Origin of the sequence: Lentzea flaviverrucosa, assembly GCF_003350445.1 — a bacterium.
In the GTDB taxonomy this organism is placed as follows: Bacteria; Actinomycetota; Actinomycetes; order Mycobacteriales; family Pseudonocardiaceae; genus Lentzea; species Lentzea californiensis.
This window is the reverse complement of sequence record NZ_QQAU01000015.1, coordinates 1-12,913: the sequence shown is the minus strand read 5'-3', so window position 1 is coordinate 12,913 and position 12,913 is coordinate 1. Positions and strand designations below refer to the sequence as shown.

15 protein-coding genes are annotated in these 12,913 nt (G+C 67.2%); 5 read left to right on the top strand and 10 right to left on the bottom strand.

Going from position 1 to position 12,913, the window contains the following annotated elements; all coding sequences use genetic code 11:
• Positions 1-1,047, bottom strand: coding sequence for a nitronate monooxygenase (locus DFR72_RS35285; protein ID WP_090070578.1), 1,047 nt, complete (start codon positions 1,045-1,047; stop codon positions 1-3).
• 131 nt (positions 1,048-1,178) lie between these two features.
• Positions 1,179-2,651, bottom strand: coding sequence for a chitinase (locus tag DFR72_RS35280; RefSeq protein ID WP_090070576.1), 1,473 nt, complete (start codon positions 2,649-2,651; stop codon positions 1,179-1,181).
• Positions 2,652-2,748: 97 nt separating this feature from the next.
• Between DFR72_RS35280 and DFR72_RS35275 the strand changes: the two genes are divergently transcribed.
• From DFR72_RS35275 to DFR72_RS35260, 4 genes are all read left to right on the top strand, one after another.
• Positions 2,749-3,180 (top strand): HD domain-containing protein, encoded by a 432-nt coding sequence (locus DFR72_RS35275; protein WP_090070575.1) that lies wholly within the window; start codon positions 2,749-2,751, stop codon positions 3,178-3,180.
• A gap of 73 nt (positions 3,181-3,253) precedes the next feature.
• Positions 3,254-3,481, top strand: coding sequence for a hypothetical protein (locus tag DFR72_RS35270; protein ID WP_030474388.1), 228 nt, complete (start codon positions 3,254-3,256; stop codon positions 3,479-3,481).
• Positions 3,482-3,582: 101 nt separating this feature from the next.
• Complete coding sequence (locus tag DFR72_RS35265) at positions 3,583-3,945, top strand: type II toxin-antitoxin system RelE/ParE family toxin (RefSeq protein WP_425459931.1); 363 nt, start codon at positions 3,583-3,585, stop codon at positions 3,943-3,945.
• 3 nt (positions 3,946-3,948) lie between these two features.
• Entirely contained in the window at positions 3,949-4,293 is a 345-nt protein-coding gene (locus DFR72_RS35260) for a helix-turn-helix domain-containing protein (RefSeq protein WP_090070570.1), read from the top strand.
• A gap of 28 nt (positions 4,294-4,321) precedes the next feature.
• Here DFR72_RS35260 and DFR72_RS35255 read toward each other — a convergent pair whose 3' ends face one another.
• The 3 genes from DFR72_RS35255 to lepA form a co-directional block, all read right to left on the bottom strand.
• Positions 4,322-4,933 carry a class I SAM-dependent methyltransferase gene (locus tag DFR72_RS35255; protein ID WP_090070568.1) on the bottom strand — a complete coding sequence of 204 codons (612 nt, stop codon included), beginning with the start codon at positions 4,931-4,933 and terminating at the stop codon, positions 4,322-4,324.
• A 68-nt stretch (positions 4,934-5,001) separates the two neighbouring features.
• Complete coding sequence (locus tag DFR72_RS35250; RefSeq protein ID WP_090070566.1) at positions 5,002-5,820, bottom strand: DUF72 domain-containing protein; 819 nt, start codon at positions 5,818-5,820, stop codon at positions 5,002-5,004.
• A 32-nt stretch (positions 5,821-5,852) separates the two neighbouring features.
• Positions 5,853-7,688, bottom strand: a complete 1,836-nt coding sequence (lepA, locus tag DFR72_RS35245) for a translation elongation factor 4 (protein WP_090070564.1) — start codon at positions 7,686-7,688, stop codon at positions 5,853-5,855.
• Between the two features lie 83 nt (positions 7,689-7,771).
• Here lepA and DFR72_RS35240 point away from each other — a divergent pair, with 83 nt between their 5' ends.
• Positions 7,772-8,200, top strand: a complete 429-nt coding sequence (locus DFR72_RS35240; protein ID WP_090070562.1) for a type II toxin-antitoxin system PemK/MazF family toxin — start codon at positions 7,772-7,774, stop codon at positions 8,198-8,200.
• Here DFR72_RS35240 and DFR72_RS35235 read toward each other — a convergent pair.
• The 5 genes from DFR72_RS35235 to DFR72_RS35215 form a co-directional block, all read right to left on the bottom strand.
• Positions 8,185-8,361, bottom strand: a complete 177-nt coding sequence (locus DFR72_RS35235; RefSeq protein ID WP_090070560.1) for a DUF397 domain-containing protein — start codon at positions 8,359-8,361, stop codon at positions 8,185-8,187. The two genes, DFR72_RS35240 and DFR72_RS35235, sit on opposite strands and share 16 nt — an antisense overlap.
• The gene (locus tag DFR72_RS35230; protein WP_170176555.1) at positions 8,336-9,145 is read right to left on the bottom strand and encodes a helix-turn-helix domain-containing protein; all 810 of its coding nucleotides are present in this window, start codon (positions 9,143-9,145) and stop codon (positions 8,336-8,338) included. Before DFR72_RS35230 ends, DFR72_RS35235 begins: the two co-directional genes overlap by 26 nt.
• 96 nt (positions 9,146-9,241) lie before the next feature.
• Positions 9,242-10,084, bottom strand: coding sequence for a transglutaminase family protein (locus DFR72_RS35225; RefSeq protein WP_090070556.1), 843 nt, complete (start codon positions 10,082-10,084; stop codon positions 9,242-9,244).
• 2 nt (positions 10,085-10,086) lie between these two features.
• Positions 10,087-11,034 carry an alpha-E domain-containing protein gene (locus DFR72_RS35220; RefSeq protein WP_090070554.1) on the bottom strand — a complete coding sequence of 316 codons (948 nt, stop codon included), beginning with the start codon at positions 11,032-11,034 and terminating at the stop codon, positions 10,087-10,089.
• 13 nt (positions 11,035-11,047) lie between these two features.
• Complete coding sequence (locus tag DFR72_RS35215; protein WP_245983767.1) at positions 11,048-12,682, bottom strand: circularly permuted type 2 ATP-grasp protein; 1,635 nt, start codon at positions 12,680-12,682, stop codon at positions 11,048-11,050.
• Between the last annotated feature and the right edge of the window lie 231 nt (positions 12,683-12,913).

The following is a 12,913-nucleotide window of genomic DNA, read 5'->3' as shown; positions in this document are numbered from 1 at the left end:
TTAGCCGCGCGGGAAGCGCTCTGCCAAGGAATTGATCGTTTCCGACAGCTCGGCGCCGATCCGCCGCACCAGCTCTCCCGCGGGTTCGGCCGTCGCGAGCGGGTACGTGGTGCCCGCCCACAGCGACATGACCTCCACCTCACCGGTCGCGCGCACGGGCCTCGTCAGGTGGTGCACGTTCGGGTACGCGGCGGGCGCGTACGGGCTCTGCTCGACCAGGAACCGGTTCACCAGTCCCCGCGCGGGCCGTCCGCTGAACGCCCTCGTGAGCGCGGTGCGCCGGACCCCTGCGGCGAGCGCTTCCCGTTGTGCCGCATTGGTTCCCGCCTCCGGGCAACCGAGGAACGCGGTGCCGAGCTGGGCCGCGACCGCACCCGCCGCCAGCACGGCGGCGACGTCGGCGCCGGTGACGAGACCACCGGTCGCGATCACCGGCAGGCCGACGGCGGCACGCACCAGCCTGATCGCCGCGAGGGTGCCGTACAGGTCGCCGCCGCCGGGCGAGACGCCGTCGTCGACGAACGTGCCGCGGTGGCCGCCCGCGTCCGACCCCTGCACGCACACCACGTCGGCGCCGATCTGCTGTGCCTGCCGTGCCTCGCTGGGGGTGGTGACCGTCACGACGACCGTGGAACCCGCTGCCTTGAGCCGTCGAACGTCGTCGACGTCGGGCAGGCCGAACGTGAACGACACCGCGGGCACCCGCAGTGCCAGGACGAGTTCGAGCTTCGCCGCGTAGTTGTCGTCGTCCCAGCGCGGATCGCCGGGGGCCGCGCCGACCTTCTCCGCGTAGGACGTGACGCGTTGCACGTAAGAGGAAATGTCCGCTGTCGGCCGTGTGCCGGGCACGAAAAGGTTGACCCCGAACGGTTTGCTCGTGAGCTCGCTCGTGCGCGTGATCTTCTCCGCGAGCTGCTCGACGGTGACGTAACCCGCCGCGAGGAACCCGAACCCGCCTGCTTCGCTCACCGCGGCGACCAGTTCGGGGGTGGAGGGGCCACCTGCCATCGGCGCGGCGATCACAGGCACGGCCAGCGTGTGGAACATGAAGGACAACCTAGTTGGATCTGGCGGCGAATGCCTGGTGAAGCGCTGTGTCCTTGGTGACGTGAGGACTGCTCCGGGTGGACGTCCGGCGCCACGTCCACTGTGGACGTGGCGCCGACCGGTTCCATCATCTAGGGCAGGGAGTCCAGATGAGGAGCGACCGTGTTGGCGAACTGCCAGTTGTTGGAAGCGTCCCAGTTGATCGACCACGTCATGGCGCCGCGGATGGACGGCCAGGTCGTGCTCGGCTTGAACGTCCCGCAGTTGGTGCCGCGGGCGAGGCAGCTGAGCGCGTTGTTGACGTTGGACGGCGACTGGTAACCGCCGCCGGCACCGGACGGCGACGCCGGCAGGCCGAGGCCCACCTGGTCGGCGCGCAGACCGGACTGCAGCTGGATGCAGGCGAGCGCGGTCAGGAAGTTGACCGTGCCCTGGCTGTGGACCTGCTGGTCGCAGCCGAGCATCGAGCCGGAGTTGTAGTACTGCATGTTGACGATCGTCAGGATGTCCTTGGTGGCCAGCGCCAGCTTGAAGTACTCGGCGTTGACGTTCTGCATGTCGATCGTCTGCGGCGCCATGGTGATGACGGTGCCGCCACCGGCGTGGATGGCACGCAGCGCCTGGCCCATGTACTGGGCGTTGACGCCGTTCTCCAGGTCGATGTCGACGCCGTTGAAGCCGTAGCTGGAGATCAGGCTCTTGACGCTGTTGGAGAAGTTCGTGGCCGCCGTCGAGTTGCCGACGCTGATCGTGCCCTTCTCACCGCCGACGGAGATGATCACCTTCTGACCGCGGTTCTGCACGGTCTTGATGTCCGCGCGGAACTGCGCGTCGGTGTAGCCGCCGAGCTGGCTGCTCAGGCCGGGGTCGAGGTTGAACGCGACCTGGCCCTGCACCGCCGTGGCGTCGGCGAACGAGACCGCGATGATGTCGTAGGTGGTGGGGACGTCCGCCAGCTTCAGAGCGCGCGCACCGTTGTAGAAGTTCTGCCAGTAGCCCGTCAGGACGTGCTTGGGCAGACCGGTGTTCGGCGGGTTGCTGGTCGTGGTGGTGGTCGTCGTGGTCGTCGTCGTAGTGGTGGTGGCCGACGTCGTGGTGCTCGTGGTCGTCGGCGGGGTGCCGGGGCCGTCGAGGTTGACGTCGTCGGCGAAGTACGCGGGCTGGCCGTACCAGCCGTGCAGGTAGATCGTGACGCTGGTGGCGCTGCCGGTCGTGAAGTCGACGGTCAGCTGCGAGAAGCCGCTGGAGCCGGGCGTCCAGGTGTTCTTCTCCACGCCACCGGTGACGCCGAGGTAGACGTAGCTGCCCTGCACCCAGGCGGACAGCTTGTAGGCCGTGTTCGGCTGCACCGTCACGGTCTGCTGGCACCGTGCGTTGCTCTGCCCGGCGGGAGCGCCCTGCAGTGCGTACGTCCCGGTGCGCTTCGTGCTGTTGGTGACGCTCGTGCCCTCGGTGCAGGTCCAACCGCTGAGGTTGCCGGCCTCGAAGCCGCTGTTGGCCGCGAGGTTCGCGGCGGCAGCACTGCCGTTGATCACCAGCACCAGACCGGCGCACGCGAACAGCGCGGCGAGCAGCGCCACGGCTGCTCGTCTGGTCTTGGACATGGTCCACCTCCACACATCATGCGGCGGCCATGTTGTGAGTGGACTAAAAATGGACTAGACCACTGCCCCAGGTCAAGACCTGGTTTAGCTTGATGTCGTGTTCACCCTCGAAGACGCCATCGCGATCGCCACTACGGCCCACGACGGACAGGTCGACAAGTCGGGCCGGCCGTACATCGGACACCCGTTGCGGGTCATGGCCTCCCTGACGGGAGAGCACGAGCAGATGGCCGCCGTCCTGCACGACGTCATCGAGGACACCCCGGTGACCGCGGACGACCTGCGCGCGCACGGCTGTCCCGCCGCCGTGGTCGACGCCGTCGTGGCGTTGTCGCACCTGCCGGAGGAGCCGCAGGAGGACTACCTGCGGCGCGTGGCCGCGAACCCGTTGGCACTCTCCGTGAAGCGAGCGGACATCAGCGACAACCTCGCGCCCGCCCGCATCGCCCAGCTGGACGAGGCGACGCAAGAGCGCCTGAAGGCCAAGTACGCGCGAGCGCTCGGGTTGCTCGACGAGTACGTGAGCTAACTCGCTTCTTCATCGGTACAGGTCTACTGAACAGGGTGTATTATCGAAACGTAACCAAGATTGGAAGGACAAGATGACCCGCCACGACCTGTCCGTGAAGTCCCTGCGCTCGAGCCTGGCTTCCCGCCGTGCCGCTCGCACGAAGCGCCAGAGCCTGGAGCGGCAGTTGGCCAGCTACACCACCGAGAGTGACCGGCTCGAACTGGACGCCATCCTGTCGCGCCACAGCGCGGAGGAGACCGGTGAGCTCCGTTCGATCATCAACCGCCAGGCGATGGACCGCTTGCTCCGTTCCGCCTGACGAGCAACCCTTGGGCCACCCCGGCAACGCTGCCGAGGGTGGCCTTCGCGTTTCTAGGGGTTGGCAGCGGAGAAAAACAAGTCTAACGTTATATTCGCTGTGTGCGGGAGATCGAACTACATCCAGAGGTTGATGGCTGGCTACTTGATCTGGCTCGAACGGACCCGATGTCCGCAGACCTGGTCGAAAGCGCCATCGATCTTCTGGCGGAGCGAGGCCCGCAATTGGGACGACCGCTCGTGGATCGCGTCAAGGAATCGCGGTTCCACAACATGAAGGAGCTCAGGCCAGGCTCAGCGGGAACCAGCGAGGTGCGGATCTTGCTGGTCTTCGATCCGGCACGATGCGCCGTCCTCCTGGTCGCGGGAGACAAAGCAGGCAGCTGGAAGAGCTGGTACAACACGAACATCCCACTGGCCGAACAGCGATACGACGAGCATCTCGCGAACGCGGAGAAGAGGTGACGCATGGGCCGCTCATGGAAAGACGTGAAGGCGGACAAGGAAGCCATCGACCGTGCCGGCGGACGTGACGTCGAAGCCGCCCGAGCCACTGCCCGTGGCCGGACGCAGGCCTACGTGCTGGGATTCCGGCTCGCCGAGTTGCGCAAGAAGGTCGGACTGACCCAGGTCGACGTAGCCAAGCACATGGACGTCAGCCAAGCGCGGATCAGCCAACTCGAACAGGGCGAAGTGGATCAGCTTGAGGTGGACACGGTGCGGAGGTACATCACCGCGCTCGGCGGCTCGCTCAAGATTGTGGCCGACATCGACGGCGAGGCCGTGACGCTCGCAACCAGCCAGGTCGCTTGAAGCGCGGTGAGACCCACCCCGATCCAAGCTAGAACAGCCGCTTGAGGGTCAGGACGTTGTCCTTGCGCATCTCCTGCTGACCGTCCGGCCCGGTGAGCGGCCGTTCCACCACCTCGTCGGTGACGATGATCCAGTTGTCCTTGAGCGCGAGGTGGTCGAGCACGTCCTTGGTCGTCGGGAAGTAGTAGTCCTGGTGCTCGGACCACGACGGCGCCCCCGCGTGCCCGCCGACGATCAGGTACCCACCCGGCGCCACCGCGTTCGAGGCCCGCTTCAGGATGCTGTTGCGCTCCCCGTCCTCCTCGACCGGCGAGTGCAGGAACTGGGCGCTAACCAGGTCGTACAGGCCCTCGGGGAACGTGGCCTTGAGGTCGTGCTGCTCCACCGAGATCTCGACACCGGCGTCGTACGCGTGCTTCAGCGCCCGGTCCAGCGCGACCTGCGACACGTCGACGCCCAGCACCCGCCAGCCGCGCTTCGCCAGCCAGACGGCGTCGCCACCCTCCGCGCACCCGATGTCGAGCGCGCTGCCGGGCGTGAGCCGTTCGGCCTCGCGCACCAGCAGCGGGTTCGGCTTCCCGGACCAGACCTGGTCCCGCTCCGAGTAGAAGGTCTCCCAGAACTCCTGCGCTGTCGTCATGCTCCCAAGGTGCCGCAGACCGTGCCGAACTGGCAATCAACGTTGCTGTTTCAGCAACGCCAGGTCGCTCAGAACAGGGTCGCGGGCTCGACTGGCTCGGGCAGTGCCTCGAGGCCGGGCACCAGCGCTCGCACCTCGTCGTGGAACCGGCGGGCGAGCGCCGGCGCGTCGTGGTTGTCGGGGGTGTGCAGGAACATCGTCGGCGACCTGCCCTCCCGCAGCCAGCCGGCGACCACCTCGGTCCACGACCGCCACCCCTCGACCGTCTCCTCGACGGAGTCCCGGCCCAGGTAGCGGACGATCGGCTGGTCGGTCAGCCCCTGCGTTCGCCGCGGCAACCGCGGTTTCCTGTCCCAGGCCTCCCGCTCGGCCTCGCTGGTCGGCGGGCTCTGGAAGAAGACGGTGGTGTCGAACGGCACCCACTCGGCGTCCGCGCCGGCGAGCGCCCCCTCCAGCAGCGACGCCGCTCCGCCGTCGGTGAAGAACAGCGGGTGACGCACCTCCACGGCACGCCGGAGGCCGGCGGGCAGCCTGCGCAGGAAGCGGGCCAGGGCGTCGACCTCCGCCGGGCCGAACGAGCCGGGCAGCTGGGTCCACAGGACCGCGCGCTCGCCGAGAGGTTCGATCGCGTCCAGGAACGCCCGCATCTCGACCTCGACGCCGGCCAGGCGTCGCTCGTGCGTGACGACCTTGGGCAGCTTGACCACGAACCGGAAGCCGGGGTCGGTCTGCTCCGCCCAGGTCGTGACGGTCTTCCTGGCGGGCGTCGCGTAGAACGTGGTGTTGCCCTCGACGGCGTTGCACCAGCCCGCGTAGGCCCGCAGTCGCTCCCCGGCGGGTTGCGACTGCGGCAGGAACCGCCCGAGCCACGCCTTGTGGTTCCACATCGCGCAACCGACATGAAGACGTGCCACTGCGCCTACTTCTTGCCCTTCGGCTCATCCGTGGACAGCGCGGCGACGAAGGCCTCCTGAGGCACCTCGACACGCCCCACCATCTTCATGCGCTTCTTGCCTTCCTTCTGCTTCTCGAGCAGCTTGCGCTTACGGGTGATGTCACCGCCGTAGCACTTGGCCAGCACGTCCTTGCGGATGGCGCGGATCGTCTCGCGGGCGATCACGCGGGCACCGATCGCGGCCTGGATCGGCACCTCGAACTGCTGCCTGGGGATGAGCTCACGCAGACGGGTCGCCATGCGCGTGCCGTACGCGTAGGCGTAGTCCTTGTGCACGATCGCGCTGAACGCGTCGACCGTCTCACCCTGCAGCAGGATGTCGACCTTGACGAGCTCCGCGTCCTGCTCGCCGGACTCTTCGTAGTCCAGCGACGCGTAGCCGCGGGTGCGCGACTTCAGCGAGTCGAAGAAGTCGAAGATGATCTCGCCGAGCGGCATCGTGTAGCGCAGCTCGACCCGGTCCTCCGACAGGTAGTCCATGCCGCCGAGCTGGCCGCGCTTGGACTGGCAGAGCTCCATGATCGGGCCGATGTAGTCGGACGGCGCGATGATGGTGCACTTGGTGATGGGCTCGTAGACCTCGGCGCGCTTGCCCTCGGGCCAGTCGGACGGGTTCGTCACGACGATCTCGGCGCCGTCCTCCATCACCACGCGGTACACGACGTTCGGCGCGGTGGAGATGAGGTCGAGACCGTACTCCCGCTCCAGGCGGTCGCGGGTGATCTCCAGGTGCAGCAGGCCGAGGAAGCCGCAGCGGAACCCGAAGCCCAGCGCGGCCGACGTCTCCGGCTCGTAGGTCAGAGCGGCGTCGTTGAGCTGGAGCTTGTCGAGCGCCTCGCGCAGCTCCGGGTAGTCCGAGCCGTCGACCGGGTACAGGCCCGAGTAGACCATCGGGCGGGGCTCGCGGTAGCCAGCGAGCGGCTCCGTGGCGCCCTTGCGCTCCGACGTGACGGTGTCGCCGACCTTGGACTGGCGCACGTCCTTCACGCCGGTGATCAGGTAGCCCACCTCGCCGACGCCGAGGCCCTGGGACGGCTTGGGCTCCGGCGAGACGATGCCGACCTCGAGGATCTCGTGGGTCGCACCGGTCGACATCATCTTGATGCGCTCGCGCGGCGTGATCTTGCCGTCGACGACGCGGATGTAGGTGACGACGCCGCGATAGGTGTCGTAGACCGAGTCGAAGATCATCGCGCGGGCCGGGGCGTCGGCGCTGCCCACGGGGGCCGGCACCTTCTTGACGACCTCGTCGAGCAGCGCGCCGACGCCGAGACCGGTCTTCGCGGAGACGCGCAGCACCTCGTCCGGCTCGCAGCCGGTGATGTGCGCGATCTCCTTCGCGTACTTGTCCGGGTCCGCGGCGGGCAGGTCGATCTTGTTCAGCACCGGGATGATGGTGAGGTCGTTCTCCATCGCCAGGTACAGGTTCGCCAGCGTCTGCGCCTCGATGCCCTGCGCGGCGTCGACCAGCAGCACGGCGCCCTCACAGGCCTCCAGTGCGCGGGACACCTCGTAGGTGAAGTCGACGTGGCCAGGCGTGTCGATCATGTGCAGGACGTGGTCCTGCCCGTCGAGCTGCCACGGCAGGCGCACGTTCTGCGCCTTGATGGTGATGCCGCGCTCACGCTCGATGTCCATGCGGTCCAGGTACTGCGCACGCATCGCCCGCGCGTCGACCACGCCGGTGAGCTGCAACATCCGGTCGGCCAGCGTCGACTTGCCGTGGTCGATGTGCGCGATGATGCAGAAGTTCCGGATGAGCTCCGGCGGCGTGAAGGTCGTGTCGGCGAACGAGGTCAAGGCAGTCCTCAACAGGAAATCGGACGGGTGTCCCCTTATGGTCCCATAGAGGCTGGCGGGCTCTGCACCACTAGGGTGCGTCCGTGCAGACGAACGGTGAAGACCCCCGCCCGGCGAAGGGCGCGGTGCGCGAGATTTCCGGCGCGGCGCAAGCCACGAAGCTCGACTACGCCCCCACCATGGACGGCGACGCCGACCCCGGCGAGGTCGTCTGGGCGTGGGTGCCCTTCGAAGAGGACGCCACCCGCGGCAAGGACCGTCCGCTGCTGGTCGTGGGGCACGCGAACGGCGATCTCGTGGCGCTGATGCTCTCGTCGAAGGAGCCGCGCGACGACTTCGTGGAGCTGGGCGCGGGCGCCTGGGACCGCGACGGCCGCCCGTCGTACCTGCGCCTCGACCGCGTCTTCGCCCTCGACTCGGACGACGAGATCCGGCGTGAGGGTGCCGTGCTGGCACCCGCCGCCTTCGGCCTGGTCGTGGACGCCCTACGCGAACGTCACGGCTGGCGCTGAACGAACGCACGCCACGCGGGTGCGCTGAAGCTCAGCGTGCCCGCGTCGGCGTTCTTGGAGTCACGAACTAGTACGTCACGAGCGATCGAGACCTCGACGCACTCGCCGCCCTCGGTTGCTCCGCTGTAGCTGCTCTTACGCCAGACGCGGTCCCCGGCCATCGAATTCCTCTCGCGGTGGGCTGACGTACTCCGCCAGCTTCGCCCGCGATTGTCGCGCATCCAACGCGACCTGATCCAGATGATCGAAGAGGAGCCTGGTCCGCGCGATGGCACCCGGATCCTCCACGAACACGTTCACGAGGTCGGCCTCGCAGTAAGCCACTGATGTCGCCTTCTGGTACGACCACAGAACGCAGCCGGACGACGGCACCACCACGTCCGCAGGCACGAGCCGGATGTCCTGCGCGCTGAAGAGCAGTTTGGCGTACTGGTCTTCCATGATCCGGTCGTCTCCGACCTTCTGCCGGAGCGCAAGCTCATGGACGAAGAACACGCAGGTCGGCCGATCATGTCGTCGCAGGATCGCCTGGCGCTCGATGCGGAACCGCACGAGGTTCGGGATTCGCTCCTCCGGTACGAAGCCGCCCAGCCGATACAGGGCATCGGCGTACTCCGGCGTCTGCACCAGCCCCGGTACACCCCTCGGCGAGTAGCTGGTCATGGTCTCGGCGGTCGACTCGGCGAATGCGACCGTGCGCAGGTCCTCGTGCACCTGGACCACGTACTCGTCGAAGGCGGTCTTGTAGCGCCTTCGGAAGTCCTCGAAGAAGTCGATGTCCTTGCCGCACATCGTCAGGAACTGCACCAGGTCGATCTCGCTGGCGCGCGCCTTGCCCTTCTCGATGTTGGTCACCTTGCTCGGGTGCCAGCCCAACCGCACGGCCATGTGGGCACCGCCGAGATCGGTGCAGGTCTCCCGAAGCCGGCGCAGCTCATCGCCCAAAGCCCTGCTGCACGCGGTGGATGTGATCACACTCATAGGACCGACGCTAGGGATTGCAGTCGGTCCAATGAAGAGCCTCATTCGGGTGAAAACAACCTATGCGAGGCGCGTGATGTCGACCGTCACCTCCAGCGCGGTGGCCGCTCCACCCGAGTAGATCCCCTTCAACGGAGCCACATCCGCGTAGTCGCGCCCGAGTGCCACCCAGATGTGCCGTGGCCCGACCGACATCGCGTTGGTCGGGTCGTACCCCCACCACCCGCCGGTCCACGCCTCGATCCACGCGTGCGACTCGCCCCGCACCGTCTCCCGCAGCGCGCCGTCCTCCTTGGTGTGCAGGTACCCGGAGACGTACCGCGACGGAATCCCCATGCCGCGCAACAACACCAGCGTCAGATGCGCGAAGTCCTGGCACACGCCCTTGCGCTCGTGCCACGCGTCCACGGCCGAGCTGTGCACGCCCGTCGAACCCGGCTGGTACTTCAGCTGCTCCCACACCCACTGCGAGGCGGCCAGCACGGCCTCGGACGGCGTCTTGCCCTTCTTGAGCTCCCGCGCCTTCGCCAGCAACTCACGGTTGCGCGGCGTGTAGCGCGTCGGTTCCAGGAACTCCGTGTACCGGTCGAGGACGTTCTCCTCGCGCATGTCCGCCCATGTCCCTGTGGTCACCGGCTCGATCACGTCGCTCGTCTCGACCACCGACGACGCGACGACCTGCAGTTCCTTGTGCGGCGCATGCAGGTCGAACGACGTGACCTCCGTGCCCCAGTAGTCGGTGTACCGGTACGCACGGGTCGCCGGCGTGGTCTCGACGCGTGAGACGACCACGTTTTGACGGCGGTCACCGCGCGGTGTCAGCCGTGCCTCGTTGTAGGACTGCATGACCGGGGCCTCGTACTGATAGCCCGTTGTGTGCACGACACGCACTCGCCAGCTCATGGTCAGCCCACCTCGGTGTTCGTCCAGGCGACCCACGGCGCCACGTGGAAGTACTGCTGCGACACGGCCTCACCAACGTCACGCACGGTCTTCTGCAACGCGGAAAGCCGTTTCGGCAGGTCAGGTAGCAGGTCGTGCGGCCTCAAGAACTCCAGCTCACTCCGTGCCTTGCCGAGCAACCGCAACGCCTCCGCGCGCGCACCGACGCGCACGGACGGTTGGTTCTCCAGCTGCTCCAGACACGACTCCGCCTGCCTCAGCGCGTGGAACACCGACCGCGGGAACAGCCTGTCCAACAACAGGAACTGCACCACTCTCGACGCATCCAACGCACCGCGGTAAGTCCTCAGGTACGTGTCATGCGCACCGGCCGACCGCAGCACCGTGACCCATCCAGGCGAAGACGCCTTGTCGCCCACACGAGCCAGAAGCAGCCGCACGATCATGTCGACGCGCTCAACCGAACGTCCCAGCACGAGGAACCGCCACCCGTCGTCCCGCGACATCGTGGAGTCCGCGAGCCCCGCGAACATCGCCGCCCGCTCCTCCACGAAGCTGAAGAACGCGTGCGGACCCATTGTGCGCGCGTAGGTCTGCCGTTCGGCGACGGCGTTCCACATCGCGTTGAGGCACTCCCACATTTCGGTCGACACGACCTCACGAGCACCACGCGTGTTCTCGCGCGCGCTGTTGACCGACGACACGATCGAACTGGGGTTGTCCTTGTTGTACGCCACCAGTTCCGTCAACGACCACACGTCGAACTGGGCTGCACCCTCCGGCGGTGTGATGCCCAGAACCGTCAGCAACTGCCGTGACGTGGCGTCCGGGTCGACGGTCGCGTCCTCAAGCAGCTGGTGGACCGAAACGTCCAGGATGCGCGCCGTGTCGTCCGCCCGTTCGACGTAGCGGCCGATCCAGTACAGCGACTCAGCGTTGCGTGCCAGCATTTCGCGCGCCTCCCTACTGCTGCTGCTGTTGTTGCTGTTGCTGCGGGGTGGTCAGCTCCGGCCCTTGCTCGGCCGCCGCAGCCTCCATTTCGGACGGACCGGCGAGCCCGGGCTGCGCCAGTTCCCGTTCCTGCGTGGACGACTTGGCCGCCAGGACCCACGTGTCCTTGGACCCGCCGCCCTGCGACGAGTTCACGATCAAACTGCCCTCCGGCAACGCGACCCGCGTCAACCCGCCGGGCAGCACGAAGACGAAGTTGCCGTCGTTCACCGCGAACGGCCGCAGGTCCACGTGCCGCGGCGCCAGCCGGTTCCCGATCTTGGTGGGCACGGTGCTCAGCTGCACGACAGGCTGCGCGATCCACCCGCGCGGGTTGGTCTTGATCCGCTTCCGCAACGAGTTGAGCTCGCGCACGGTCGCGTCGGGCCCGAACACGATCCCGTACCCGCCGGAGCCCTCGACGGGTTTCACCACCAGCTCGTCGATGCGGTCGAACACGTGCGACCGCTCGTCCGACAACCAGCACCGGAACGTGTCCACGTTGGGCAGCAGGCACTTCTCGCCGAGGTAGTACTGCACGATCTCCGGCATGTACGTGTAGACGAGCTTGTCGTCCGCCACCCCGTTGCCCACGGCGTTGGCGACCACGACGTTGCCGGCCCGAGCAGCGTTCAACAGCCCCGCGATACCCAGCACCGAGTCGGGCCGGAAGTGCACAGGGTCCAGGAAGTCGTCGTCGATGCGCCGGTAGATGACATCGACCTGCCGCTCGCCCTCGGTCGTCCTCAGGTACACGAAGTTGTCGCGGCAGAACAGATCCCGCCCCTCGACCAGCTCCACACCCATCTGCCGCGCGAGCAACGAGTGCTCGAAGTACGCGCTGTTGGCAAGGCCGGGGGTGAGCACGACAACGTTCGGGTCCGCGGCGTTGGGCGCGGCAGCGTTCCTCAAAGCCCTGAGCAGATGAACCGCGTAGTCACCCACAGCGCGCACACGGTGCCGTGCGAACAGGTCAGGGAAGACCCGCGCCATCGTCCGCCGGTTCTCCATGACGTACGAGACACCGGACGGGCACCGAAGGTTGTCTTCGAGCACCCGAAACGTCCCCTGCTCGTCCCGCACCAGGTCCACACCGGAGACGTGGATGCGAACCCCGTTGGGAGGGCTGATGCCGGCCGCCTCGCGGTGGAAGTGCTCGCAGCTCGTGATGAGACGCCGCGGCAACACTCCATCCCGGACGATCTGCGCGTCGCCGTAGATGTCCGCGAGGAACATCTCCATCGCGCGTACCCGCTGAACGATGCCCTTCTCGAGCTTCGACCACTCGGTCGCAGTGATGATCCGCGGGATCAGGTCGAGCGGAAACGGCCGTTCCTGACCACTGAGCGAGAACGTGATTCCTTGGTCCACAAAGGCCCTGCCAAGGGCCTCGCTCCGCGCGTTCAGCTCGTTGACCTGCGACGGAGCCACCGACTCGTACAGCGCCCGGTAAGCGCTCCGCACCCCGTTGTCCGTCGAGAACATCTCGTCGTAGGCGCCGGCGTGCGGCCGTTCGGGGTTCAGGTAGCCGTTGAACAGCTCACCGAGCCTCGGCGTGGTGACCGTGCGGCTGCGGCGCAGTCCTGAGGTGCGGGCTCGGTGCTCCATGGTCCACATCTTGAACCTAGTTACGCCGACCGCGCACTAGTCCGACCGGACAGAAACATCCTGGAAACGAACCCAGCGCTTACCTGGCGAAGTTCCAGGCGTGGAGCCAAGTTGTTTGGGAACGAAAAAAAGCCCCGCGGGGAGCGCTTGTGGCGCTCAACCCGCAGGGCAAATTAAGTTCGGCGGCGACCTACTCTCCCACACCGTAACCAGTGCAGTACCATCGGCGCA